At 70.7% G+C, this 22,674-nt stretch carries 24 protein-coding genes, 1 pseudogene and 1 riboswitch; of the genes and pseudogenes, 12 read left to right on the top strand and 13 right to left on the bottom strand.

The features are described 5' to 3' along the window. Positions 1-7: 7 nt before the first annotated feature. The 7 genes from cobO to ACQP2T_RS28655 form a co-directional block, all read right to left on the bottom strand. The gene (cobO, locus tag ACQP2T_RS28625) at positions 8-610 is read right to left on the bottom strand and encodes a cob(I)yrinic acid a,c-diamide adenosyltransferase (protein ID WP_357960427.1); all 603 of its coding nucleotides are present in this window, start codon (positions 608-610) and stop codon (positions 8-10) included. 2 nt (positions 611-612) lie between these two features. After that, positions 613-2,805, bottom strand: coding sequence for a VWA domain-containing protein (locus tag ACQP2T_RS28630; protein WP_433519140.1), 2,193 nt, complete (start codon positions 2,803-2,805; stop codon positions 613-615). Continuing rightward, complete coding sequence (locus ACQP2T_RS28635) at positions 2,802-3,539, bottom strand: histidine phosphatase family protein (RefSeq protein ID WP_433519141.1); 738 nt, start codon at positions 3,537-3,539, stop codon at positions 2,802-2,804. Before ACQP2T_RS28635 ends, ACQP2T_RS28630 begins: the two co-directional genes overlap by 4 nt. A gap of 6 nt (positions 3,540-3,545) precedes the next feature. Continuing rightward, entirely contained in the window at positions 3,546-4,295 is a 750-nt protein-coding gene (locus ACQP2T_RS28640; protein WP_433519142.1) for a CbtA family protein, read from the bottom strand. 8 nt (positions 4,296-4,303) lie between these two features. Continuing rightward, positions 4,304-4,492 (bottom strand): CbtB domain-containing protein, encoded by a 189-nt coding sequence (locus ACQP2T_RS28645; protein ID WP_358449916.1) that lies wholly within the window; start codon positions 4,490-4,492, stop codon positions 4,304-4,306. A gap of 1 nt (position 4,493) precedes the next feature. After that, positions 4,494-4,642, bottom strand: a riboswitch (adenosylcobalamin (AdoCbl) riboswitch). Next, positions 4,634-6,184: a M28 family peptidase gene (locus ACQP2T_RS28650; protein ID WP_433519143.1), complete on the bottom strand. Its 1,551-nt coding sequence runs from the start codon at positions 6,182-6,184 to the stop codon at positions 4,634-4,636. (Overlaps the previous riboswitch by 9 nt.) Positions 6,185-6,436: 252 nt before the next feature. Continuing rightward, a complete protein-coding gene (locus tag ACQP2T_RS28655; protein WP_433519144.1) occupies positions 6,437-7,930 on the bottom strand; it encodes a phosphoesterase in 1,494 nt (497 codons plus the stop codon). A gap of 344 nt (positions 7,931-8,274) precedes the next feature. Between ACQP2T_RS28655 and crcB the strand changes: the two genes are divergently transcribed. The 6 genes from crcB (at position 8,275) to ACQP2T_RS28685 (ending at position 11,544) form a co-directional block, all read left to right on the top strand. Continuing rightward, on the top strand, positions 8,275-8,754 hold the full coding sequence (gene crcB, locus ACQP2T_RS28660) for a fluoride efflux transporter CrcB (protein WP_433519145.1): 480 nt from the start codon (positions 8,275-8,277) through the stop codon (positions 8,752-8,754). Beyond that, positions 8,751-9,104 carry a DUF190 domain-containing protein gene (locus tag ACQP2T_RS28665; RefSeq protein WP_433519146.1) on the top strand — a complete coding sequence of 118 codons (354 nt, stop codon included), beginning with the start codon at positions 8,751-8,753 and terminating at the stop codon, positions 9,102-9,104. Before crcB ends, ACQP2T_RS28665 begins: the two co-directional genes overlap by 4 nt. Before the next feature lie 8 nt (positions 9,105-9,112). Then, positions 9,113-9,475: a fluoride efflux transporter FluC gene (locus tag ACQP2T_RS28670; RefSeq protein ID WP_433519844.1), complete on the top strand. Its 363-nt coding sequence runs from the start codon at positions 9,113-9,115 to the stop codon at positions 9,473-9,475. 8 nt (positions 9,476-9,483) lie between these two features. Beyond that, a complete protein-coding gene (locus tag ACQP2T_RS28675; RefSeq protein WP_433519147.1) occupies positions 9,484-10,272 on the top strand; it encodes a sulfite exporter TauE/SafE family protein in 789 nt (262 codons plus the stop codon). A 196-nt stretch (positions 10,273-10,468) separates the two neighbouring features. Beyond that, the gene (locus tag ACQP2T_RS28680; RefSeq protein ID WP_433519148.1) at positions 10,469-11,119 is read left to right on the top strand and encodes a Chromate resistance protein ChrB; all 651 of its coding nucleotides are present in this window, start codon (positions 10,469-10,471) and stop codon (positions 11,117-11,119) included. Beyond that, on the top strand, positions 11,116-11,544 hold the full coding sequence (locus ACQP2T_RS28685; protein ID WP_357960458.1) for a YkvA family protein: 429 nt from the start codon (positions 11,116-11,118) through the stop codon (positions 11,542-11,544). The genes ACQP2T_RS28680 and ACQP2T_RS28685 overlap by 4 nt, the downstream gene beginning before the upstream one ends. A gap of 188 nt (positions 11,545-11,732) precedes the next feature. Here ACQP2T_RS28685 and ACQP2T_RS28690 read toward each other — a convergent pair. From ACQP2T_RS28690 to ACQP2T_RS28700, 3 genes and pseudogenes are all read right to left on the bottom strand, one after another. Beyond that, a pseudogene (locus ACQP2T_RS28690) lies at positions 11,733-13,024 on the bottom strand (ArsB/NhaD family transporter). Next, positions 13,021-13,473 carry a CBS domain-containing protein gene (locus tag ACQP2T_RS28695; RefSeq protein WP_433519149.1) on the bottom strand — a complete coding sequence of 151 codons (453 nt, stop codon included), beginning with the start codon at positions 13,471-13,473 and terminating at the stop codon, positions 13,021-13,023. The pseudogene ACQP2T_RS28690 and the gene ACQP2T_RS28695 overlap by 4 nt, the downstream one beginning before the upstream one ends. 42 nt (positions 13,474-13,515) lie before the next feature. After that, positions 13,516-14,208, bottom strand: a complete 693-nt coding sequence (locus tag ACQP2T_RS28700; RefSeq protein WP_433519150.1) for a TetR/AcrR family transcriptional regulator — start codon at positions 14,206-14,208, stop codon at positions 13,516-13,518. Positions 14,209-14,310: 102 nt separating this feature from the next. Between ACQP2T_RS28700 and ACQP2T_RS28705 the strand changes: the two genes are divergently transcribed. After that, positions 14,311-15,456 carry an FAD-dependent oxidoreductase gene (locus ACQP2T_RS28705; RefSeq protein WP_433519151.1) on the top strand — a complete coding sequence of 382 codons (1,146 nt, stop codon included), beginning with the start codon at positions 14,311-14,313 and terminating at the stop codon, positions 15,454-15,456. 13 nt (positions 15,457-15,469) lie between these two features. On the opposite strand, the gene add is transcribed toward ACQP2T_RS28705, so the two are convergent. Together add and ACQP2T_RS28715 are read right to left on the bottom strand one after the other, a co-directional pair. Then, entirely contained in the window at positions 15,470-16,414 is a 945-nt protein-coding gene (gene add / locus ACQP2T_RS28710) for an adenosine deaminase (RefSeq protein ID WP_433519152.1), read from the bottom strand. Further along, complete coding sequence (locus tag ACQP2T_RS28715; protein ID WP_433519153.1) at positions 16,411-17,385, bottom strand: nucleoside hydrolase; 975 nt, start codon at positions 17,383-17,385, stop codon at positions 16,411-16,413. The genes add and ACQP2T_RS28715 overlap by 4 nt, the downstream gene beginning before the upstream one ends. A 68-nt stretch (positions 17,386-17,453) precedes the next feature. Between ACQP2T_RS28715 and ACQP2T_RS28720 the strand changes: the two genes are divergently transcribed. The 5 genes from ACQP2T_RS28720 to ACQP2T_RS28740 all read left to right on the top strand — a co-directional run bounded on the left by ACQP2T_RS28720 (position 17,454) and on the right by ACQP2T_RS28740 (position 21,687). Next, positions 17,454-18,461, top strand: a complete 1,008-nt coding sequence (locus ACQP2T_RS28720; protein WP_433519154.1) for a LacI family DNA-binding transcriptional regulator — start codon at positions 17,454-17,456, stop codon at positions 18,459-18,461. A 22-nt stretch (positions 18,462-18,483) separates the two neighbouring features. Continuing rightward, positions 18,484-18,912, top strand: coding sequence for an MmcQ/YjbR family DNA-binding protein (locus tag ACQP2T_RS28725; RefSeq protein ID WP_433519155.1), 429 nt, complete (start codon positions 18,484-18,486; stop codon positions 18,910-18,912). 155 nt (positions 18,913-19,067) lie between these two features. Next, the gene (locus ACQP2T_RS28730; RefSeq protein ID WP_433519156.1) at positions 19,068-19,886 is read left to right on the top strand and encodes an NAD(P)H-binding protein; all 819 of its coding nucleotides are present in this window, start codon (positions 19,068-19,070) and stop codon (positions 19,884-19,886) included. Positions 19,887-20,157: 271 nt separating this feature from the next. Beyond that, positions 20,158-21,000, top strand: a complete 843-nt coding sequence (locus ACQP2T_RS28735; RefSeq protein ID WP_433519157.1) for a DUF6597 domain-containing transcriptional factor — start codon at positions 20,158-20,160, stop codon at positions 20,998-21,000. Between the two features lie 75 nt (positions 21,001-21,075). Then, positions 21,076-21,687, top strand: a complete 612-nt coding sequence (locus ACQP2T_RS28740; protein WP_433519158.1) for a dihydrofolate reductase family protein — start codon at positions 21,076-21,078, stop codon at positions 21,685-21,687. Between the two features lie 5 nt (positions 21,688-21,692). On the opposite strand, the gene ACQP2T_RS28745 is transcribed toward ACQP2T_RS28740, so the two are convergent. Then, positions 21,693-22,625 carry an SDR family NAD(P)-dependent oxidoreductase gene (locus ACQP2T_RS28745; RefSeq protein WP_433519159.1) on the bottom strand — a complete coding sequence of 311 codons (933 nt, stop codon included), beginning with the start codon at positions 22,623-22,625 and terminating at the stop codon, positions 21,693-21,695. Between the last annotated feature and the right edge of the window lie 49 nt (positions 22,626-22,674).

The raw sequence follows: 22,674 nt of genomic DNA on the forward strand, positions 1-22,674 counted from the left end.
CGCGGCACTACCACTCGATGCCTTTCTGACCCTTCTGCCCGGCGTCCATGGGATGACGTACCTTGCCCATCTCCGTCACCAGATCGGCGAGTTCGACCAGCCGCTCGGGCGCGTCCCTGCCGGTGATCACCAGGTGCTGGTTGCCCGGCCGCCCGGCGAGCGTCTCCAGCACGTCGTCCAGATCGAGCCACCCCCACTTCAGCGGATAGGTGAACTCGTCCAGCACGTAGAACCGGTACGTCTCGGCCGCCAGGTCGCGTTTGATCTGCGCCCAGCCCTCACGGGCGTCGGCCGCGTGATCCTCCTCGGTGCCGGGGCGCTGGATCCACGACCAGCCCTCGCCCATCTTGTGCCAGGTCACCGAGCCGCCCTCGGCCGTGTCGCCGAGCACCTTGAGCGCGCGTTCTTCGCCGATGCGCCACTTGGCCGACTTCACGAACTGGAACACCCCGATCGGCCACCCCTGGTTCCAGGCGCGCAACGCCATCCCGAACGCGGCCGTCGACTTCCCCTTGCCCGGCCCGGTGTGCACGATCAGCAGCGGCCTCGTCCGGCGCTGCCGGGTCGTGAGACCGTCGTCGGGCACGGTGGCGGGCTTCCCCTGCGGCATGATCAGACCGCCTTCCGATGATCGCGTACGGCCCGGTGATCGCGTACGGCCGAGCCCAGATTCCGGTGATCGCGTACGACCGAACTCAGATCGGAGAGCGCGTCGAGCGAGACGAGGCGTGCCCGCAGCCGTACCGCCAGCCGGGCCGCCAGGCCCAGCCGCACCGGGCCGCTCTCGCAGTCCACGACCACGCTCGCCGTACCGTCCAGCAGGGCGGCGGCCCGCTCCACATCGCCGCCCGCCGTCACCCGCCCGTCGGTCACCAGCACCAGCAGCGGCCGCCGTGCCGGGTCGCGCAGCCGCTCCACGCGCAGCACCTCCGCCGCCCGCACCAGCCCCGCCGCCAACGGGGTACGGCCGCCGGTCGGCAGCGAGCGCAGTCGGGCCGCGCCCGCCTCCACCGACGAGGTCGGCGGCAGCGCCAGCACGGCGCCCGCGCCACGGAAGGTGACCAGGCCGACCTTGTCGCGCCGCTGGTAGGCGTCGAGCAGCAGGCTGAGCACCGCCGTCTTGACGGCGCTCATCCGCCGGCGGGCCGCCATCGAGCCACTGGCGTCCACCACGAACAGCACGAGGTTGCCCTCCCTGCCCTCGCGCACCACCTCGCGCAGGTCGTCCTGGCACAGCACCAGCCCGGGACCGGTACGCCCGCGCGTCACCTGGTGCGGCGCCGCCGCCAGCATCGTCGCCATCACGTGGAGATCGCGGACCCGTCCGCCGGGGCGGCGTGCGGCGGTGGCCCGGCCGCGTGTGGTGCGCGAGCGTGAGCGCCGCCCCGCCACGCCCTCGCCGATCCCGGGTACCTGAAGCAACGGCACCCGGTACGGCGCCGCCAGCCCGGCCACCCGGCCCGGCGGCTCCTGCTCGCGTGCGCTCTCGACGTCCGGTGACTGCCCGGCACCGGTTGGCTGCTTCGCCGACCCCTCGTCGCCCGGCATCCAGCTGTCATCCAGTACGCGGCCGCCATCCGGCATCCATCCGGCATCCGATGCGCGATCACCATCCGGCAGCCGGCCATCAGGGGGTCCGGTCGGCTGATCCCGCGTCGGCGTTTCGCTGTCACCGGCCGGTGGCGAGGCGCCCGCCGGACCGCCGTCCTCCCCAGGCCCGGAAAGGTCAGGAGGCCCGGAGGCGTCAGGGCCTCCGCCACCGGGACCCTCCGGATCGTCCGGTTCCTCATCCTCCGACGTGCTCTCCAGCAACTCGTCGAGCAGCGACTCGTCCAGTCCCGGCGCGTCGAAGGGGTCGCGCCGCCGCCGATGCGGCAGCGACAGGCGGGCAGCCGCCCGTACATCCTCGGTCGTCACTCTCTCGCGCCCATGCCAGGCGGCATGGGCGATGGCGGCGTTCGCCGTGACCAGGTCGGCCCGCAAGCCGTCCACCTCGAAGGCCGCGCACACCGTCGCGATCTGCCGCAGTCGCGCGTCGGGCAGCCGGACGCCGGACACCCGGCCGCGAGCCTGGGCGATCCTGGCCGCCAGTGCCGCTTCCTCGGCCGCCCACCGGGCCGCGAACTTCTCGCCGTCCGCGTCGAAGGCCAGCCGGCGTCGTACCACCTCGGCGCGCTCCACCGGATCCCTGGACGCCTTCACCTCCACCGTCAGCCCGAACCGGTCCAGCAACTGCGGCCGCAGCTCACCCTCCTCCGGGTTCATGGTCCCGACCAGCAGGAACCGGGCCGGATGCCGGACCGAGACCGACTCCCGCTCCACGTAGCACGTCCCCAGGGCCGCCGCGTCCAGCAGCAGGTCGACCAGGTGGTCGTGCAGCAGGTTCACCTCGTCCACGTACAGGACGCCGCGATGCGCGGCCGCCAGCAGGCCCGGCTCGAACGCCTTCACCCCCTCCGTCAGCGCCCGCTCCACGTCGAGCGAGCCGGCCAGGCGGTCCTCCGACGCGCCCACCGGCAGCTCCACCAACGCGGCCGGACGGCGGAGCCCTTGGGCGTCCGGCTCGTGCGGGCCATCCGGGCACTCGGCATCGGGCGCGGCCGGATCGCAGGCGAACCGGCAGCCGGGCACCACGTTCACCGGGGGCAACTGGGCGGCCAGCGCGCGCACGATGGTGGACTTGGCGGTGCCCTTCTCACCCCGTACCAGCACACCGCCCACCCGTGGCGAGACGGCGTTGAGCACCAGCGCCAGCTTCAGGTCGTCGAGCCCGACGACGGCGCTGAACGGATACGAGACGATCAAGACAGGACCTTCCGTACGTTCACGACAAGGATCTTCCGGTTAAGGATCTTCCGGTTGACGTGGGCGACCCGCCAGCCGCCTCGTGTGACGGTCAGCTCGGTGACGGACAGCGGCGCGAGATCGAAACGGGCGGCGCGCACCGGGTCCAGCCCCAGCGCGTGGCCGAGCGCCGCCCGGATGGCGCCCGCGTCGCAGACGGCGACCGCCTCGGGCTCCCCGCGTACCGAGTCGAGCCAGCCGGCCACCCGCGCCGCCAGCACGGCCAGGCTCTCCCCGCCGTGCGGCGCCGCGTCCGGATCCGCCAGCCAGCTCGCCAGCGCGTCCGGCTCCTCCCGCGCGACCCGCCCGTACGGCAGGCCGCGCCATCGGCCGTGATCCGCCTCGGCGAGCGCGGTGACCACGCACGGTTCCCAGCCGAGCGCGGCGGCGGTCTGCCGCGCCGCGACACTGGGAGCGACCCACGCCACCGACCCGGCCACCACCGCGCTGGCCACCGCTGAGTCGGCCGCCGCTGAGTCGGCCGCCACCGAACCGGCCGCCACCGAACCGGCCGCCACCGAACCGGCCGCCACCGACTCGGCCACGACCGAGGCGAGGCCATGGGCGCTGGCCAGGCCGTGTGCGCTGGCCAAGTCGTGCGCTCTGGCCAGGCTCGCCGCGTCGGCGTCCTCATCGGCCCCGGGAAAGCAGGCGGTCCGCATTCCCGGCGTACTGGCGTGCCGGACGAACAGCACGCCGGCTCAGCCCGGCGAGACGGCGGTCGCGGGTACGGCCGCCGCCCGCCGCGCCGCCCTGTCGCTCACCCACCCGAACAGCACACCGAAGGCCGTCCAGAAAACGAGCTGCGTCCCTAACGACACGAGCCTGAACTGCCACAGCAGCGTGGCGGGAAAACCCTCGGGCACCTCGTCCACGGTCGGCAGCAGCAGCCACGCGGCGACCACCGGGACCAGATACGCGACCCCGGCCGCGACCCACCGCGCCCATGGCCCGGCGGTCACCCGGCGCGCGGTCGCCACCGCGATCGCGATCGCGGCCAGCCCGACAAGGATCATCACGAAATAGAGGGCGGTCCGGCTGTTGATCGTTTCCGGGTCTCCGACAGCCGGCGGATTGGCCGGATATTTCACGAACGGTACGAGGATCATCGCCCCGAACGCCGACCCGGCGGCGGCGAGCGCCAGCCCGCCCTCCGACCGTGGACCGACCCGGCCCCGCAGACCCGCGTACACCAGGGCGAAGACCCCTCCCACGGCCAGCCCGTACAGGCCGGTGGCGAGGAAGAGCCCGGCCTTCTGGCCCGGCCTGCTGACCAGCTCCTCCTCGCCGAGATCGCCGTGGTCATGGCCAGGTTCCTGCGCGGCGTGCGCCTGTTCCAGTGCGATGGCACTGTCCACCTGCGGTTCCCCGAAGGCGAAGGCGAAGCCGCCCGCGATCAATCCGGCCAGCAGGCCCAGAAGCAGGCCCCTGACCAGCAGGGTGCGTACCATGCCGAGGTCTAGTGGCAGGGCACGCCGAGCAGGTGACGCCCGTCGTGCATGAGTTCGTGCAGGTACGCACCCGTCTGCGAGATGGCGCCGTTGTCCATCAGCACCAGGTAGGCGATCAGCAGCAGAACCGGTACGGCCAGCAACCACAGCCGCAGACGGGGGAACGGAATGACGGTAGGAGCGGACAGACCACTCATCAGTGCCTCCTCAGGGATGACGCGTCCCAACAAATGAGGTCACGGAGGTCCAAGCGACCTGGCTCCCGGGATCTACGTCCCGGATACAGTGGCGCGTCCGCACCGGCATCTCACCGGATTTCCCTTGGACAACCGTGAAATCTACCGGAACGTATCCTTTCCTCCCGTTCGCGTCAACACATCAAGAAAGTCAGAGGTTGGCGCGGTGAAGCGCGCACGGCTGGTGGCGGGTGCCACTCGCGGCGGGATGGAGCGCAGGTTGAAGGCGTATCGGGCGACGGAATCGGCGATGGCGTCCGCGTCCACGTCCAGCGCCGTGGCGTTGATGTTGGCGATGGTGTCGCACGCCTGGTGGTAGCAGGCGTCGTAGGCGACCCCGGCCGTCCCGCCGAACAGCGCCGCCTCCGCGGCCGTCTTGATCCCCTCGGCACCGGTGAAGATGCCGCCGGCCGGGATCCCGACCGCGATGAACGGCCCGTAGTCCGAACGCCCGTCGAAGTCCGTGCCCACCGTGGGCAGGCCACGGGAGCCGTAGAACGCCGCCAGCTGCTTCTCGATCTCGGCCGAACCGGGCGGACCGGCGGGGGAGCCGACGTTGTCGGAGTTGTCCCCGTCGTACAGCTTGTAGGCGTAGTTCGGCGAGCCCACCATGTCGAAGTTCAGATACACCCGGATGCGGTCCCGCTGCGCCTGCGACAACGACCCGACGTACTGATCGGAACCGAGCAGCCCGATCTCCTCGGCCGCCCAGAAGGCGAAGCGGACCTTGTTCTTGACCGGGTACAGCGCCATCTCCTCGGCGACCTCCAGGATCGCCGCGCTGCCCGAGCCGTTGTCGTTGATGCCGGGCCCCGCCGTCACGCTGTCGAGGTGCGCGCCCACCATGACGACGTCGCGCGGGTCGCCCAAGCGGGTCTCGGCGATCACGTTGTCCGTGCTGCCGAGCACGAGGTTGGCGTCGACCTTGAGGTGTACCGTCGCACCAGGCGTGCTCGCGAGCTCGTTGCCCACGGCGAAGTCGGCGAACACCATGGGGATCCCGCCCCGCCACTCGCCGATGTCCAGCGGGAACGCGTCGGTACGACCCGGCTGGCCCTCGTTGAAGATGATGAGCCCGGTCGCGCCCGCCGCGGCCGCGTTCTGCACCTTATTGACGAACGGGCAGGTGCCGCGCTGGACGAGCGCGATACGGCCGGTCACGAACCCGGCGAAGTCCGCCGCTTCGCAGCCGCTGGTCGAGGTCGGCGTCGGGGTGGGTGGCAGCGTGAGGTCCACACCCTGGACCTGCGCGGTCACCTCGCCCGGCGGGGAGGGCTGGAAGGTGAGGAAGTCCTCGTTCGGTACGTACGTCTTCGCGCTCGGCGCGGTGAGCGCCAGTGTCGGCGGGGCGTTCTCGGCCCAGCTCTCGACGAAGTTGATCGGCTGCCGCGTGACCTTGTATCCGGCCTTGCGCAGCTTGTTCGCCACGTAGTCGCGGGAGGCGTCGTAGCCGCTGGTGCCGGTCGCGCGGATGCCGCCATGGGCGGTGGCGATGGCCTGCAGGGCCTGCAGGTGCTTGGCGACGTTCGTCCCCTTGACCTGCTTGACCAGCAGCTTGGCGAAGACGTCGTCCAGGCCGCCGGCGTTGGCGGGCACGGCCATGGCGATGGTCACGGAGAGCGCGGTGATCAGAATAGTGATGACTCTGCGCATTCGGATTCCCCCTGTGGGACAGGAACGGGAAGGCAGACGATCCCCGAGTCTCGCCGAACGCGAACGTAACCCGGCCCCGCACCGTTGAAAAGACCCACGCCGCCATGGGGACCGGCCCCCGACCGGCGAGAGAGCACCACGCCGCTATGGGGACCGGCCCCCGACCGGTGAAGAGGGCACCACGCCGCTGATCGTGCGGACGCGGCGGTCCCGCGTGGTACGCGGGACCGCCCACGTCAGAGGGTCAGCGAGTCAGCGGACGCGGATGAAGACGGGGTTGGAGTAGAACCACAGGTCCTGCCACGGGCTCTCCTTGCCGTCGGCCGCCGGCTCCATCTCGTCGGTGCCGGTGCCGCGTACCCGCAGGTAGCTGTCAGTCTGCACGTCGCGCAGCGTGTGCCGGATGACGTAGTCCTTGCCCTGCTGGCGCCAGTCGCCCGGGCCGAAGCGCGCCACGACCTTGGTGGTGGGGTTGGTGTCGGCGTCCAGGTTGGCGCTGACGCCGCTCACCTGTCCGGTGATGAGGTCGACGCGCCGCACCTCCGGGCGTTCGCCGTTGCCGTTCTTGCCCTCCAGCGGCCGGAACCGGATCTCGACCTCGACGTCGGTGCGGTCGCGCCGGTTGACCACCAGCGTCTCGCCCACGGTGGCCTGGCGGCCCTGGTTGCCGGCGGTGACGTCGAGAGCGGTGATCAGGTCCCCGGTGGTGACGAAGATGCGGCCGTTGCGCAGGGCGTCCATGATGTCGCCGTAGTCCTGGCGCGCCATCACGTACGTCTTGCTGTACTCGCCCGGCCAGAAGTCCGAACCGCCACGGGTCCAGTGCACGTGCGAGTCGGAGGTGGCCGTGATCCACCAGTGCCGGCCCTCGCCCAGCAGCGAGTCCCACAGGCCGCCGACCCGTGCGGTCATCTGGTCGAAGCCGCCGTAGGTGGGGTGGTTGCCGTATCCGCCGCGGGCGCCGCCGTTCAGCGGGCCGGCCTGGTGCCCGGGGGCGCCCTCGAATCCCACGTACACGTCGGGGGCGACGTTGTTGCCGTTGCGGAACTCGCGCGGAGTGTCCTGACCCCACACCCCCAGCCCGGTCGCCGAACGCGCCGCGTGGTGCGCGATCACCAGCGGCTTCTGCCCCATGCCGCGGGCGGCCTTGAGGAACTCCACCATCTTGGCCTCGGTGTCGCGGCCCGCGTCGGCAGGGAAGGCGTCATGCTTGGCGAAGCGACTCTCCAGCTCGAACAGCTGCCGCGCCTCGTCGGCGTGGTGCGGGATCATCAGCGTGTGGTGGTCCAGCGCAGGCGCGTCGAACTCCATGCCCCAGAACTGCAGGACCTCGGGCACGAGCACCCGCGAGCGCAGCAGGTCGGGGTAGGCCTGCTCCAGGTTCACCTTGGAATGCGTCGGGCCGCCGTGGTCGGTGCACATCGCCCAGGTCAACCCGAAATACTTGGCCATGATGGCGTTGGTGACGATCGGGTAGACCGCGTCGGCGCCCTTGTGGAAGGTCGGCGGGTTGGTCTTGGTGTCGAACTCACCGCTGTACTCCGAGTGGACGTGGTGATCGCCCGCCCGCCACATCCGGCCGTTGCCGGCGCCGTTGCCGAAGGAGCGCTCGTCGTCGGCCTGCGCGGCGGTGCCGCCCACCAGGGGAGCCGCGGCGGCCAGCGTCGCCCCGACACCGGCGTACTTGACCAGCCGCCGCCGGGAAAGCCCGGCCGACTCGGCCTGTTCGTCCTTGTTGTTCCTCACGATGGAGCCTTTCGTGGTGCAGTTAGGGTGCCGACCCGCAAGCCTCGAAGAGCCCGCTGAACGCCGTGTGAACGCCGCTCGGGACGAGCAAGAACACTGCGTTGATCGCATCCGGAACCCGCCCGAGCCCGGGGCAGCTGTCGACGCTGAAAAGGGCCAGGTCCGAGAGGTCGCCGCCAGGTCCTGTTCGGGCCGATCGGTATAGTCGAGGAGAACCTCCCTGGGGGAGGTCGCGGTGGTGGGGCCCACCGCCTCGCCGTCGATCCGGTGGCGGGTAACCGTGGCACCCAGCCGCCAACGGTCCCTACCAGAGGTTGTTCTGTGCTGCTGGTAGGAGGATCTTCATGTCCCGTCCCGAAACGGAGCGTCCCGTGGACGCCGATGTCGACCTACGCGTGGCCGCCCAGCGTGCCGAGCTGCGCCGGGCTCCGTGGGCGACGCTGGGAGTGATCGCGCTCGGTGGCGGGGCGGGTGCGCTGGCCCGCTACGGCCTGGGTGTGGCCTTTCCGCGCCAGGCCGGGGCTTTTCCGTGGACGACGCTGGCCGTCAACACCGCCGGGTGTCTGCTGATCGGGGTGCTCATGGTGGCCATCACCGAGGTCTGGTCGGCGCCCGGATGGGTGCGCCCGCTGCTGGGCGTCGGCGTGCTGGGCGGGTTCACCACCTTCTCCACGTACATCCTGGAGACCAGCCAGCTGCTGGAGGGCGACGCGGCTCGCATGGCGCTGGCGTACCTGGCGCTGACCCCCGTGCTGGCCTTGACCGCGGTATGGGCCGGCAGCGCCGCGGCCCGCTGGTGCGCCGGAAAGAGCAGGCGGGCATGAAACTGGCCGGAGCGGCGCTACGGCTGACCATCTACGTCGGCGACACCGACACCTGGCACCACAAGCCGCTGTACCACGAGATCGTCCATCGCGCGCATGCGGCCGGGCTGGCCGGCGCGAGCGTCTTTCGCGGCATGGAGGGCTACGGCGCCTCCAACCACATCCACACCTCGCGCATCCTGTCGCTGTCGGGGGACTTGCCGGTGTCGGTCGTCATCGTCGATGCCGCCGAACGGATCCGGGCCTTTCTGCCGCAGCTGGACGAGCTGATCTCTGAGGGGCTGGTCATCCTGGACGAGGTCGAGGTGATCCGCTACGTCGGCCGCCCCGGCAGCGGGCAGGCCCAGTGAGCGGCCCGCTGACAGTGGCGCTGGTCGCTCTCGGCGCGGCGATCGGCGCGCCGCTGCGCTACCTGGCCGACCGGTTCGTCCAGGCGCGCCACGATTCCCTGTTCCCGTGGGGCACCTTCACCGTCAACCTGGCCGGATCGGCGCTGCTGGGCTTCCTGGCCGGACTGCCCTCCGACGGCGCGGTGCTGGCCTTCGCCGGCGCCGGGTTCTGCGGCGCGCTGACCACCTACTCCACCTTCAGCTATGAGACCCTGCGGCTGGCCCAGGACGGAGCTCGCTTCGTCGCCTGGGCCAATGTGGTGGCCAGCGTGGCCGGCGGCCTGGGCGCGGGCGTGTTCGGGTTCGCGCTGGCCCATGCGGTGACGGGCTGAGCCCGGTAGTGATCGATGCTGTGTTCGCGTGGACGCCGGATGTCGCGTTCGGGTTGAGGTCGGTGATCGACGGCACGTTCGCGCTGACGCTGGCCGCCGCGTGCGCGGCGGCGTTCGTGCTGGCGGTGGTCTCAGCGGTGGCCGGATTCGGCGGTGGGGTGCTGCTGCTGCCGGTCTTCACCGCGTTGTTCGGGTTACGCGTGGCGGTGCCGATGCTGACGCTCACCCAACTGGCCAGCAACGGCTCCCGCGTCGTGCTCAACCGGCGTGAGCTGCGCCGGCCACTGGTGGGCTGGTTCGCCCTCGGCGCCGTCCCGCTGGCCGTGGCCGGCGGCCTGCTGCTGGCGCACGCTCCGCTGGGGCCGCTCAAGCGGCTGCTGGGCGTCTTCCTGCTGGTCGTGGTCGCCTGGCGGCGCCTGCGTCCCCATCCCCGCTCGCCGGCCGACCCGGCCTTCGCGGCGGTCGGGGCGGCCTCCGGTCTCGGCTCGGCGCTGCTGGGCTCGGTCGGACCGCTCACCGCGCCGTTCTTCCTGGCGTACGGCCTGACGCGAGCCGCCTACATCGGCGCCGAAGCGGCCAGCGCCCTGGTCATGCACCTGGCCAAGATCGCCGCTTATGGTGCCGGAGATCTGCTCGGCTGGCGCGTCCTGGCCTACGGCGCGGCCCTGACCCCGGCCACGCTGGCCGGCGCCTGGCTGGGCAAGAAGATCGTCGCCCGGGTCAGCGACGGCGTGTTCGTCGTGGCGGTGGAGGTCGGGCTGGTGGCGGCCGGCGTGTTGTTGCTGATCGGTCTCTGACCTGGGCGGATTCCCGTGGTGGCGGCTTTCGACGGCCGGTGTAGGCCTGGCCGCGAACGGCGGCGAACGGCGGCGAAGGGTGGCGAAGGGTGGCGGTGATGCGACTCGGCGATCAGGGAGAGCCAGCCGTGATGCCAGAGCCCATCTCGCTGGAGCTGTTCGTTGCCGCCGATTGTTACGGATGTAACATGGGCGCGTGACGGAGGGCACGGACGAGCAGGGCTGGTTGTTGATCAGCGTGTCCACGGCGGGAGCCGCCCCCACGCTGCGGGTGCAGGTGTGGCGCAAGCTGCGCTCGCTGGGCGCGCTGTATCTGCAGCAGTCGGTGTGCCTGCTGCCCGAACGTGAGCAGACCCTGCGGCAGGTGCGCCGCTTGCTCGACCGGGTACGTCAGCAGGGCGGCACCGGCCGCCTCCTGCACGTGGCGCTGACCGATCAGGCCGAGGAGCGGCAGGTCATCGGCGAGTTCAACGCCGCCCGAGACACCGAGTACGCCGAGGTACTGGAGCGCCTGCCCGCCTTCCGGCAGGAGCTGGCGCGCGAGCGGGAGCTCGGCAGGGCCACCTACGCCGAGGTCGAGGAGTCGGAGGCCGACCTGGAGCGCTTCCGCTCCTGGCTGGGCAAGATCGCCGCCCGCGACTACTTCGCCGCCCCGGCCGGCGCGGCGGCGCGAGCCGGTGTCGAGGAGGCCGCGGCCGACCTGGCCGCCTTCGAGCAGGACGCGCTCGCGGCCGAATCACCGGCCACGGAGGCCAGCCTCACCGTGCCGGCGCGGACTGCGGCCGAGGCGCCCGTTAGCGAGAGCGATCTCACGGTCGCGGAGAACGGAACGGGGGAGCGGGCATGACCGGCTGGTGGGGATGGGATCTGCTGATCGGAGTTGCCGTCGCGCTGCTGGTCACCTGGCTGGCGCTGATCGCGGCACTGGCAGTCCTCCGGCCGCGTGGCGGGCTGCTGCGCGAGGCGTTGCGGCTGCTGCCCGACGTGCTGCGGCTGGTGCGCCGCCTGGCCGCCGACCGCGAGCTGCCACGCGGGGTGCGGGTACGTCTGGGGCTGCTGCTGGCCTACCTGGCCATGCCTCTCGACCTTGTGCCCGACTTCATCCCGGTCCTGGGCTACGCCGACGACGCGATCATCGTCACGGCGGTGCTGCGCTCGGTGGTCCGCCGCGCCGGGCTTCAGGCGGTGCGGCGCCACTGGCCGGGCACCGAGGACGGATTCACCGCGCTGTGCCGCCTGACCGGCCTGGCCGAGCGCGGCTCGGCGTCCTGAGCCTCGCAGAGAGCATGTGGCATCCTGCCGTCTGCTGGCCAGCGGGTTTGGGCGGCCCAACTGCTGACCTGCAGGTACTGGCGGCCCGCGCCCGCTGACCTGCGGTTTGGGCGGCCCGACTGCTGGTCAGCGGGGTGCGGGCGGCGTTCGCTCTCGGTTCACCCCGAATGCTGATGCTTCCGTACTTGTCACGTGAGGTAGCGCAGCCACAGGTAGGGCGCGACCAGTGTGACGGTGACCGCGGTGACGATCAGGCCGTACTTGGTGAACTGCCAGAAGCTGATGGGAGTGCCGTTACGGGCGGCGATGCCGAGCACGACCACGTTGGCGGCGGCTCCGACGGCGGTGGCGTTGCCGCCCAGGTCGGCGCCGAAGGCCAGCGCCCACCACAGCACCTGTCCGGGCCCGCTGCCGCCGCCCGCCTGCACGAGGTCCGACACGATCGGGCTCATCGTCGCCACGTAGGGGATGTTGTCGACGATGGCCGACAGCACGGCCGAGGCGCCCAGGATGCCCATGGTGGCCGGTGCCAGCTGTCCGCCGGTCGCCGCGGCGGCGGCCTGGGACAGCCGGCCGATGACGCCGGTCTCGACCAGCGCGCCGACCATGACGAACAGCCCGGCGAAGAACACCAGCGTGGGCCACTCCACCTCGGCGATGGCCTGCTCGGTGGTCACCTTGGTCGCGGCCACCAGCACACCCGCGCCGAGCAGCGCGACCACCGACGGCTCGTAGTGCAGCACCGGATGCAGCACGAACGCCGCCATCACCATCACCAGCACGACCAGCGACTGCCACAGCAGCCTGTGGTCGGCGATCGCCTCCCGCTCGTCCAGCGCCATGATCTCACTGGCGCGTTCGGGGTCGTAGCGGAACGAGCGGCCGAACATCAGCCAGCACAGCCCGACGAACACCGCCATCAGCACGATGACCATCGGTGCCATGTGGATGAGGAAGTCGTTGAAGCTCAGGCCCCCGCGGCTGGCGATGATGATGTTGGGTGGGTCGCCGACCAGGGTGGCCGTGCCGCCGATGTTGGAGGCCATCGCCTCGCGATCAGGAACGGTGCCGGGTTGACGGCGAGCCGCTCGCACACCAGGAAGGTCACCGGCGCGATCAGCAGCACCGTGGTCACGTTGTCGAGCAGCGCGGAGACGCCGGCGGTGATCAGCACCAGCTGCGCCATCAGCCGGAACGGCCGCCCGCGAGCGCGCTTGGCGGCCCAGATCGCCAGGTACTCGAAGACGCCCGTCTCCTTCAGTACGCCGACGATGACCATCATGCCGAGCAGCAGGAAGATGACGTTCCAGTCGATCCCGGTGTGCTCGGAGAAGAACGCCGTCTTCGCGCCCGTGGCGTGGACGGCCAGCATGATCCCGGCGCCGCCGAGCGCGGCGGCGACCCGGTGGACCTTCTCCGTGGCGATCAATGTGTACGCGGCCAGGAACACCGCCACACTCACCCAAGCCAGCACGCTCACGCTCCGAGCACCCGGTCCAGCAGCGCCCGCAGCGTCACCGCGCCCAGCAGGCGCCCATCGGTGACGATCGCGACCAGGGGGCTGTGGGTGCGGGCCATCAACGCGGCCAGCTCCAGGACGGTGGCATCGGGGTCGGTGACCGGCAACTCGCGCCGGTCCCGTGGCAGGACCTCGCGGATGGTGCGGCCCTCCAGCGCGTTCAGGAAGGTGTCGGCGTGCGCCTCGTCCACCACCCGGGCCAGCGCCGGATCGTCCTGGCAATAGCCGGGCACGGCCAGCCGCAGCACCTGGGTGCCGGGCAGGATCGTGAACGGCGCGCCGTCGTCGTCCACCACGATGATGCCGGGCAGACCCTGCTCGGCGAGCATCCTGGCCGCGTCGATCACGGGAGAGTCGAGACCGACCACGGGAAAGGCGGCAAGCAGGTCGTGGGCGCGCACCGGGCACATCCTTCGGGGTCAACGGGACACGGAATCGTCTGAAGCGCGGCATCACGCGGGCGGGGGCGGGTCGGCGGTCGCATTCAGGCCGTCCAGGAGCAGGTCGAGGCCGGTGATGAACTGGTCGCGGTCGTCGTGCTCGCGCAGGTCCGTGGTGCTACGCGCCAGGAAGGGGTAGTCGGCGGGGTCGAGCTCTGCCCAGCTTTCGGCGGTTTGCGCGAGGTAGGCGTCGCGGCTGGTGGCCGCGTCGAGGGCAGCGCGCGGGGTGATGATCTGGGCGCTGACGCCGGTGATGTAGTAGGAGATCGCGGTGGCGACCGCGAAATGGCGTCCGGCGGGCAGCCCGGTTCGTGCGACAAGGGTGCCGATGCGGTCGAGCAGGCGCAGCGCGTTCGCCAGCGTGGCCGGCGCGGTGACGTGGGAGGCCGCCCACGGATGCCGATCGAGGGCATCGAAGACGGCGATGGCGAGCGCTCTCAGCCCGCCGCCTTCCTCGGGGCGCGGAACCGCGGCGAAGGCGTGGCCGAGCACCTGGTCGGCGGCCAGGGCGACGAGCTCGTCCTTGTTCGTCATGTGCCAGTAGAGCGCGCCGGGTCCGGTGTTCAGCTGTTTGGCCAGCAGCCGGAAGGTGAGTCCGCGCTCGCCGTGCTCGTCCAGCAGCGCGACGGCCGCGTCGACGATCACCTCTCGCGAAAGGGCGCCGGCGCGTCCCCCGGTGGGTGCTCTTCCGCGTGTCCGTGGCATGACTTCATTTTGACACATCCTGGATCGGCGTTCCATATTACTTATGGAACGCCGATCCATATAGGTGTCCGGGCAGTCGCCCGTACGGAAACGAGGAAGCCCATGAACATCAGCCACCACCCGATCGCCATCGTCGGCGCCGGCCTCGGCGGCCTGACCCTCGCCCGGGTCCTGCACGTCCACGGCATCCCCGCGACGGTCTACGAGGCCGACCCCTCGCCGATGTCCCGTACACAGGGCGGCCAGCTCGACATCCACGAGGAAGACGGGCAGCGCGCGCTCGCCGACGCCGGTCTCACCGACGAGTTCCGCGCGATCATCCACGAAGGCGCCGAGGCGCTTCGCGTCCTCGACCAGCACGGCAAGCCGCTGTTAGAGGCCCCCGACGACGGCATGGCACGGCGTCCCGAAGTGCTCCGCGGAGACCTGCGCCGGATCCTGCTCGACTCCCTGCCCGGCCAGACGGTCCAGTGGGGGCGCAAGGTCACCGGTGTCCGGCCCCTCGGCGACGGCCGGCACGAGGTGACCTTCGCCGACGGCGCGAGCGTGACCAGCGGCCTGCTCGTGGGTGCCGACGGCGCCTGGTCGAAGATCCGCCCGCTGCTGTCCGACGCCGAGCCCGAGTACACCGGCACGACCTTCATCGACACCTACCTCTACGACGCCGACGAGCGGCACCCCGCGACGGCCGAGGTGGTCGGTGTCGGCGCGATGTACGCGCTGACCCCGGGAAAGGGGATCATCGCGCACCGCGAGGCGGGGAACATCCTGCACACCTACATCGAGCTGAACCGCCCCGCCGAGTGGATCGCCGACCTCGACTTCACCGATGCCGCCGCCGTGACCGCGCGGGTCGCGGCCGAGTTCGACGGGTGGGCGCCGGAACTCACCGCGCTGATCACCGACGGCGAGACCGCTCCGGTCGCGCGCATGATCCACACGCTCCCGGACGGACACCGATGGGATCGCGTGCCCGGGGTGACGCTCCTCGGCGATGCCGCGCACCTGATGCCGCCGTCAGGCGACGGCGCGAACCTGGCGATGTTCGACGGCGCCGAACTCGCCAAGGCGATCGCCGCGCACCCCGACGACATCGAAGCGGCGCTCACCGCCTACGAGAAGGAGCTGTTCCCGCGTACCGAGTCCTTCTACGCCGACGCCCACGAAATGCTGGACCTCTGCCTTGGCGACCGCGCACCGTTCGGACTCATCGACCTCATCAACGGTGATCCCCAGGGGCGGTCCTGAGCCACCCCGCCGATCACAGGGCGAAGGCCGCGGCGGCCGCGTGCTCCTGCGCGAGCCTGTCCTGCTCGGCCGTCCACCCGGTCGCCGCGCGCAGCTGGTCGAACTCCTGGGACACGGTGGTCCCGGAGGTGGTGCGCGCGTCGGTGCTGATGGTGACGGCCAGCCCGTCGGCCAGCAACCGGGGCGCGGGATGCGCCTGGAGGCTGGAGACCGCGCCGGTGAGCACATTGCTCGTCGGGCACATCTCCAAGGCGATGCCGTCGCGCCGCAGCCGCTCGAGGAGCGCGTGCTCGCCGACGCACCTGACGCCGTGGCCGATCCGGCGCGCGCCGAGCACGTCGATCGCCTCCCACATGCTGTCGGCGCCCGCCGCCTCGCCGGCATGGACCGTACACGGGAGTCCCGCCCCGTGAGCGAGATCGAAGGCGGCCCGGTGCGGGGTCGCGGGGTACAGCCGCTCATCGCCCGCGAGGTCGAGTCCGGCCACTTTGTCGCGGTGCCGCAGCGCCGTCTCGGCGACGGCGAGGCTCTCGTCGGGTGTCTGGTGCCGCAGGCAGCACAGCAGCAGCCCAGTGCGTACGCCGGTGGCCTGCCGCCCCGCCGCCAGCCCCTCGGCGACGGCTTGGACCGCCTCGTCCTGAGTCATGCCGCGATGGCCGTGCAACTGCGGGGCGAAGCGCGCCTCGCCGTAGACCACGCCGTCGGCGCTCCATTCTTCGACCAGCTCGCGGGCGGCCCGGTGGAGGGCCTCAGGGGTCTGCAGTACGCGCAGCGGCAGGTCGATGTAGGTGAGGAAGCGCGTCAGGCTGCCGCAGGAGGCGGGTGCCGTGACCAGTTGCTCGACGGGGGCGGTCAAGGCGATGCCCTGGTGGCGGGCCAGGTCGGCGACCGTGCCGGGGCGTACCGATCCGTCGAGATGACAGTGCAGTTCGTGACGCGGTACGGAAACAGCGGTCATTGGTGCTCTTTCACGTCATGTCGGCTTTGGCGGATTCCGGCGCAGGTGGTGAACAGCAGGTCCTTGAAGCCCGCTTCATCGACCCGGCGGACCAGCGTCAGATTGGGCGGCGGGGCGGAGCGGCGGCGGTCGATGATCAGCTGGCCGCGGGTCTCGTCGCCGAGGGCGATGTCCACATGGGCCCGCTCCTGTTCGGTGATCAGCCCGGGCCGCAGCGCCACGGCCATGGCGATGGGGTCGGGGAGGTCATATCCGGCCAGACCGGTCACGTCGCGGGCCCAGTCGGCGACAGTACGGTTCACGCGGTGGGCGAAGGTGGCCATCGGGGTACCGAGCCGCTCCAGCCGGGACTGGTCCTCGGGCGTCATGACGGCGTCCCGGCGGGAGACGTCCCAGCCGATCCAGGTCACCTTGTCGGGTGTGGCGCTCTCCAGCACCACCCGGGCCGCCTCGGGGTCGGCCCAGGCGTTGAACTCGGCGGTGGCCGTGATGTTGCCGCTCAGGTCCGCGGCGCCGGCCATGCAGTACACATGCCGATAGCGGGTCAGCAGATCGCGGTCGCGGACCAGCGCGGCCGCGAGATTGGTGAGCGGGCCGAGCGTGACCAGCGTCAACTCGCCCGGGTGACCGCGCGGGGCGGACAGCAGGACCTCGACGGCGTGCCGCTCCTCGGCCGGCCGCAGCGGGTCGGGCAAGCCGATGTCGCCCATCCCGTCCTGGCCGTGCACCTGCTGGGCGGTGGACGGCGGACGTGTCATCGGGCGTTCGCATCCCGGATGGACGGGGATGTCGACGCGCTCGGCCACCTGCAGGGAAAAGAGCGCGTTGCGGGTCCCCGTCGCCAGGGGTACGTTGCCCGCCACCGTGGTCACGGCGCGGATGTCGCCCAGACCGCTGGCGGCGGCCAGCAGCAGTGCCACCGCGTCGTCCGACCCGGTGTCGGTGTCGATGATCAAGGGAAGAGCCGGCACTGCTCACCTTTCCTCTAATCGGTTAGACCACGCTATCTAATCGATTAGATGGCAGAATGTAAACCGCCATGATGAAACGCGCAGACAAGCCCGTCACGCTCGCCGATGTGGCCCGCCGGGCGGGGACCTCGACGGCGGTGGTCAGCTATGTGATCAACGACGGTCCGCGTCCCGTCGCCGCCGCGACGCGCGAACGCGTCCTGGCGGCCGCGGCCGAGCTGTGCTACCGGCCCAACCGCATCGCCCGGGCACTGCGCTCGCGTACGACCGGCGTGGTCGGCCTGGTGCTGGCCGACGCGTCCAATCCCTACTTCGGCGCCCTGGCCAGACACATCGAGCAGGCGCTCGAGAAGCGCGACCGTCTCACGCTGGTCGGCAACGCCGGATACTCGGCGGAGCGCCAGCGGCATCTCACCGAACGTTTCCTGGCCGCCCAGATCGACGGGCTGGTGATCGTCGCCGCGGACGGAGGGGGAGATGTGGCGGCCCAGGCTGAAGCGGCAGGCGTACCGGCCGTGTACGTCCATCACGGGCACCCCGGCGGGCACGGACAGGTCGTGGCGGCCGACAACCAGGCCGCCGTACGTGAAGCCGTCGGACACCTGCGCCGGCACGGGCACCAGAGCCTCGCCTTCCTGGCCGGCCCCACCGACGAAGGGCCGGTGGGAGTGCGCCGCGAGGCGTGGGCCGCGGCCGTGACCGGCGATCCGGACGCCGTACTCCTGCGCTGTGACTACTCACGCGGCGCCGCGGACGCCTTGACCCGCCACCTCATCGCCGAAGGGACCATGCCGCGCGCCTTGATCACCGCCACGGACGAGCACGCCATCGGGGTCCTGTCCGGGGCGTGGGCCAGCGGGCTCGCGGTCCCCGATGGGCTGGCGCTGATCAGCCTCGACGGTACGCCGGAGAGCGCCCACACCGCTCCGGCGCTGACCGTCACCGAACAGCCACTGCAGGCCATGGCGGAGCAGGCCGTAGAGCTGCTGTTCGGCGACATTTCCCAGGCGCTTGCCGCGCAGGCCCCGTTGGTCATCAGGCGCAGCTGCGGCTGTGCGGCTCGCTCCACACTCTGAACAAGGGGCCTACGCTGGGGGTGTGTCCGACGATGATGGAACCCGGCCCGCCCGCGTCGAGGACGTGCATGAACTGGCCCTGGCCATGCCGCACGTCACCGTCGTACACGGGACCGGCGGCAATCCGGTCTACCAGGTGGGCGGTAAGTCGTTCATCTTCTTTCGCAACCCACGGCCGGATGCGGTCGACCCCGAAACCGGGGAGCGCTATCCGGATGTGATCGTCTTCTGGGTCGAGTCCGAGGCGGACAAGCAGGCACTGGTGCAGGACGAGGCGTCGCAGTTCTTCACCACCGCGCACTTCAATGGTCACCCGTCGGTACTCCTGCGGGCCGGCCGGCTTGGTGAGCTGACCCGGAACGAGCTGGCCGAGGTGGTCCAGGACGCGTGGCTGTCCCGTGCGTCAGCGCGCAGGGCGGCGGCCTGGCTGAGCGCACATCCTCCGGCGTGATCACACTTCGCCTGAGGAAGCTCGCTCACGGGTAAGCCTCGTCCCTTGCACAGCCTCTTGCCCGCAGGTTCATTCAATTAATTGATTGAGTAGGATGTGCGGCATGCCGCCAAAGGAACGGCATGCTCACCGAGGTTCAGGGGAGGCCCCACACAATGGTCACGGTTGTTTTCGGCTCCCGAGGGAGTGTCGGCCGCCATGTCGCCGCGGGTCTGGCCGCTTTGGGCAAGCCGGTCCGGCTGACGAGCAGGACACCGGACACCTCCCACATAGCGGCGGATCTGGATGTGCCGGAAACATTGCCCGCCGCGCTGGAAGGCGCCTCGCAGGTCTTCCTCTATGCCAAGCCCGCGGGCATCGCCGGTTTCGTGACGGCCGCCCGTTCGGCCGGGGTGCGGCACGTGGTGTTGCTCTCGTCCGGGGCGGTCGTGCAGCCCGGCGCCGACCGCAATCCGATCGCGCGGGACCACCGCATCGTGGAGTCGGCCCTGGAGGAGTCCGGGTTGTCCTGGACTTTCCTGCGGCCGGGGATGTTCGCGACCAACGCCCGATGGTGGTGGACGCGGGCGATCAAGGGCGGGGAGGCGGTGCGACTGCCGTACCCGGAGGCGATGACGGCTCCCGTCAGCGAGCGGGACATGGCCGCGCTCGCGGTGATGGCGCTGACCGAGCACGGGCACGGGCGGCAGGCGTACACGTTGTACGGGCCGCAGGCGCTCACCCTGCGCGAGCAGGTCGGGCACATCGGCGCGGCCATTGGCAGGGAGATCCCGATCGAGGTGGTCACACCCGAACAGGCGCGGGCCGACCTGGGCAGGACGATGCCCGCGATGGGAGTGGAGGCGATCATGGGCGCGTGGGCGATGGGCGCCGAGACCGTCCCGGAGACCTCCGTCATCGTCGAGAAACTCACCGGACACCCTGCCCAGACCTTCGCGGAATGGGCGCGGGACCACGCCGACGACTTCCGCTGACCACTCTCGGCCCTCGCTCGCTGTCGCGGCAAGGTGGCGGGCGTATGGCCAGCCGGGACCGTCTTCGCCCAGTCCTCCCTTCCACAGCGATGTGTACTCCTCCATCATCGGCAGGCCACGAGTCTGGGCAAGGAGCGCGGAGTCGGCGATGCCGCCGTGCTCAAAGGCGAGTTGACTGCCCGGTGCGGAGAGTTCGCCGACCTCGGTCAGCAGGCGCGCGGCTTCGTCGGCTGTCATGAGGGGCAGGAGAGCGATCCGACACACTGAGTTGATGCGATACATCGACCGGGTGCCCGCCCCACCACTCGACCGGTTCATCGACGACATCTACTGCCTGACCGGGGTGCCGCGCCACCGCCGGATGAACATCCCGCCGATGCCGTCGGCACACCTGTTCATCAACCTGGGCGAACCGGTCCGCCTGTGGGACTCCGACCCTTCGGTGCCGTCGGCGGTGTTCACCGATGGGTGGTTCATGGGCGTGTGGACCAGGCGTTTCCTCGTCGACTACCCCACACGGGTGCGACTCGTCGGGGTGCACTTCAAGCCCTGGGGGATTTCGCCGTTCGTCGACATCCCGGCGAACGAGCTGCGGAACCGATGGGTGCCGGTCGACGCCGTCTGGCAACGGTCCTTGGACCGGATCCGCAACCAGGTCGGCGACATCGCATCGGCCACCGAGGCGCTGGGGGTAGTGGAGGAGGAGCTGCGATCGCGATTCGCCGAGGCACCGTCGCTCGGTCTCGACCTGGTCCAGCACACGGGCGGGCGGTTGGAGACCTCCTACGGCGTGGTCCCGGTCGGTGCGCTGGCCGATGCCGCCGGGGTGAGCGGCAATCACCTGGCCGCGCAGTTCAAGTCTCACGTCGGGGTCACCCCCAAGCGGGTGGCGCGGATCTACCGCTTCGCGCGGCTGATCTTGTCCGTGGACGCCCTGCGCCCGGTCGACTGGTCGCGGCTCGCCCAGACGGCGGGCTACTTCGACCAGGCCCACTTCAGCAAGGAGTTCAAGGACTTCACCGGCCACACTCCGACGGAATACCTGGCCCTGCGGCGCCGATTCCCCGCCGAACGGGGGTTCCCGCCGGACAGCGGTCCGATGCCCGCTGAGTGATTTTTTACAAGCCCGGCCGCCCTCCGAGGCGAAAAGATCGGAGGCGAACGCGCGAGAAGGCTTGAGGAGGACCCTATGGGCACAGTGATCATGCACAACGTGGTGTCGGTGGACGGTTTCATCGCCGACGAGAACGACGGCGTCGGGCCACTCCACGATTGGTACTTCAACGGCGACATCCCGATCACCGAAGGCGGCGACCAGCCGTACGATCATTCCGGAGCCGGTAGCCGTTTCAAGGTCTCCAGCGCGTCGGCGGCGTACGTCCGGCCGATGTGGGCGGCGATCGGCGTGATCGTGATGGGCCGCACCCTGTTCGACCTGGTGAACGGCTGGGAGGGCCGGCCGCCCGCGGGTGACCACGTGGTCGTGGTGTCCCACCGGCCCAAGCCCGAGGGCTGGCACCCTGAGGCGTCATACCATTTCGTCGATGACGTGACGGCCGCGATCGGCAAGGCCCAGGAGCTCGCCGGGGAGCGGACCATCGGGGTGAACGCCGGCGAGGTGGGCGGCCAGATCCTCGCGGCCGGCCTCGTCGACGAGGTGGCGATGGACGTGGTGCCGGTGGTGTTCGGGTCGGGCAAACGCTACTTCGGCGGCATCGATGGGCAGCATCTGCTGGAGGATCCCCACGTGGTCATTCAGGGGGAAGGGGTGCTGCACCTGAAGTTCAAGGTACGCCGCTAGACCTCTCAGGAGCGGAGCATCGCGGTGGAGACGGCCCACAGGCGTTCGGCGTCGCTCTCGTCGAGCGCGTGCGGGGCGACCCCCTGAAGGTCGTCGGTCACCTCGGCTTCCTCGCAGTCTCCGAAGTAGCGTCCGGTGACGCCGTCGACCAGCGGCGAGGAGGCGACGAACACCGATGTCGCCGCCCCCTGCCCGACGGTCTTCCACTCGGTGCTGTCGATCCGCGCCTGGAGCTCCGGGGTCATCTCGACATGCCGCACCAGTCCGGTCTCGAGGATGGCGCCGGGGTGGATCGCGTTGACGAGGATCGCGTCGCCCGCCCATCGCCTGGCGCCCTCGACGGCCATGAGGACATTGGCCGTCTTCGACTGAGCGTAGGCGGACCAGGGGTCGTAGGGCCGGTTCTGGAAATGGATGTCCTCCAAGACCACCGGGGACACGTGGTGCGTGGCGGAGCTGACGTTCACGACGCGGGCTCCGCGCGCCGCGGCGAGGGCGTCGTGCAGGCCGAGCGTGAGCGCGAAGTGCCCAAGGTGGTTGGTGGCGAACTGCAGCTCCCACCCTTCGGGGCTGAGCCGCCGGGTCGGCAGGGCCATTATTCCGGCGTTGTTGACGAGGATGTGCAGGGGGCCCTGCCAGGCGTCGGCGAACGCGGCGATCGACGCGCGGTCGGCGAGGTCGAGCCGCGCGACGTGCACGTTGGTGTTGCCGGTCTTCGCCGTGATCTCCTCGGCCGCTTCACGGCCGGCGTCCATGTTCCGGACGGCCAGGGTGACGTCGGCGCCCGCACTGGCGAGCGCGCGAGCGGTCTCCGTACCCAGGCCCGACGAGGCGCCGGTCACGATCGCGCGCCTGCCCGACAGGTCGACGCCTTCGATCACCTCGTCGGCGGTGCTGTTCTTGTCGAACGGCGTGGTGAGTCGCTTGTGGTCGGTCATTTCAGTTTTCCCTGCCTCAGGTACGTACTGGCGGTATCTTGTCTTGGAG

This window comes from Nonomuraea sp. CA-143628 (assembly GCF_050942315.1).
In the GTDB taxonomy this organism is placed as follows: Bacteria; Actinomycetota; Actinomycetes; order Streptosporangiales; family Streptosporangiaceae; genus Nonomuraea.

Excerpts from the sequence above, each read along its gene's own strand:
- ACQP2T_RS28640 (WP_433519142.1), bottom strand. The coding sequence starts at position 4,295 with ATGGTACGCACCCTGCTGGTCAGGGGCCTGCTTCTGGGCCTGCTGGCC.
- ACQP2T_RS28695 (WP_433519149.1), bottom strand. The coding sequence starts at position 13,473 with ATGTGCCCGGTGCGCGCCCACGACCTGCTTGCCGCCTTTCCCGTGGTC.
- ACQP2T_RS28730 (WP_433519156.1), top strand. The coding sequence starts at position 19,068 with ATGGTCACGGTTGTTTTCGGCTCCCGAGGGAGTGTCGGCCGCCATGTC.
- cobO (WP_357960427.1), bottom strand. The coding sequence starts at position 610 with ATGCCGCAGGGGAAGCCCGCCACCGTGCCCGACGACGGTCTCACGACC.
- ACQP2T_RS28650 (WP_433519143.1), bottom strand. The coding sequence starts at position 6,184 with ATGCGCAGAGTCATCACTATTCTGATCACCGCGCTCTCCGTGACCATC.
- ACQP2T_RS28645 (WP_358449916.1), bottom strand. The coding sequence starts at position 4,492 with ATGAGTGGTCTGTCCGCTCCTACCGTCATTCCGTTCCCCCGTCTGCGG.
- add (WP_433519152.1), bottom strand. The coding sequence starts at position 16,414 with ATGACCGCTGTTTCCGTACCGCGTCACGAACTGCACTGTCATCTCGAC.
- ACQP2T_RS28735 (WP_433519157.1), top strand. The coding sequence starts at position 20,158 with ATGCGATACATCGACCGGGTGCCCGCCCCACCACTCGACCGGTTCATC.
- ACQP2T_RS28705 (WP_433519151.1), top strand. The coding sequence starts at position 14,311 with ATGAACATCAGCCACCACCCGATCGCCATCGTCGGCGCCGGCCTCGGC.
- ACQP2T_RS28700 (WP_433519150.1), bottom strand. The coding sequence starts at position 14,208 with ATGCCACGGACACGCGGAAGAGCACCCACCGGGGGACGCGCCGGCGCC.
- ACQP2T_RS28745 (WP_433519159.1), bottom strand. The coding sequence starts at position 22,625 with ATGACCGACCACAAGCGACTCACCACGCCGTTCGACAAGAACAGCACC.
- ACQP2T_RS28665 (WP_433519146.1), top strand. The coding sequence starts at position 8,751 with ATGAAACTGGCCGGAGCGGCGCTACGGCTGACCATCTACGTCGGCGAC.
- ACQP2T_RS28740 (WP_433519158.1), top strand. The coding sequence starts at position 21,076 with ATGGGCACAGTGATCATGCACAACGTGGTGTCGGTGGACGGTTTCATC.
- ACQP2T_RS28720 (WP_433519154.1), top strand. The coding sequence starts at position 17,454 with ATGATGAAACGCGCAGACAAGCCCGTCACGCTCGCCGATGTGGCCCGC.
- crcB (WP_433519145.1), top strand. The coding sequence starts at position 8,275 with ATGTCCCGTCCCGAAACGGAGCGTCCCGTGGACGCCGATGTCGACCTA.
- ACQP2T_RS28685 (WP_357960458.1), top strand. The coding sequence starts at position 11,116 with ATGACCGGCTGGTGGGGATGGGATCTGCTGATCGGAGTTGCCGTCGCG.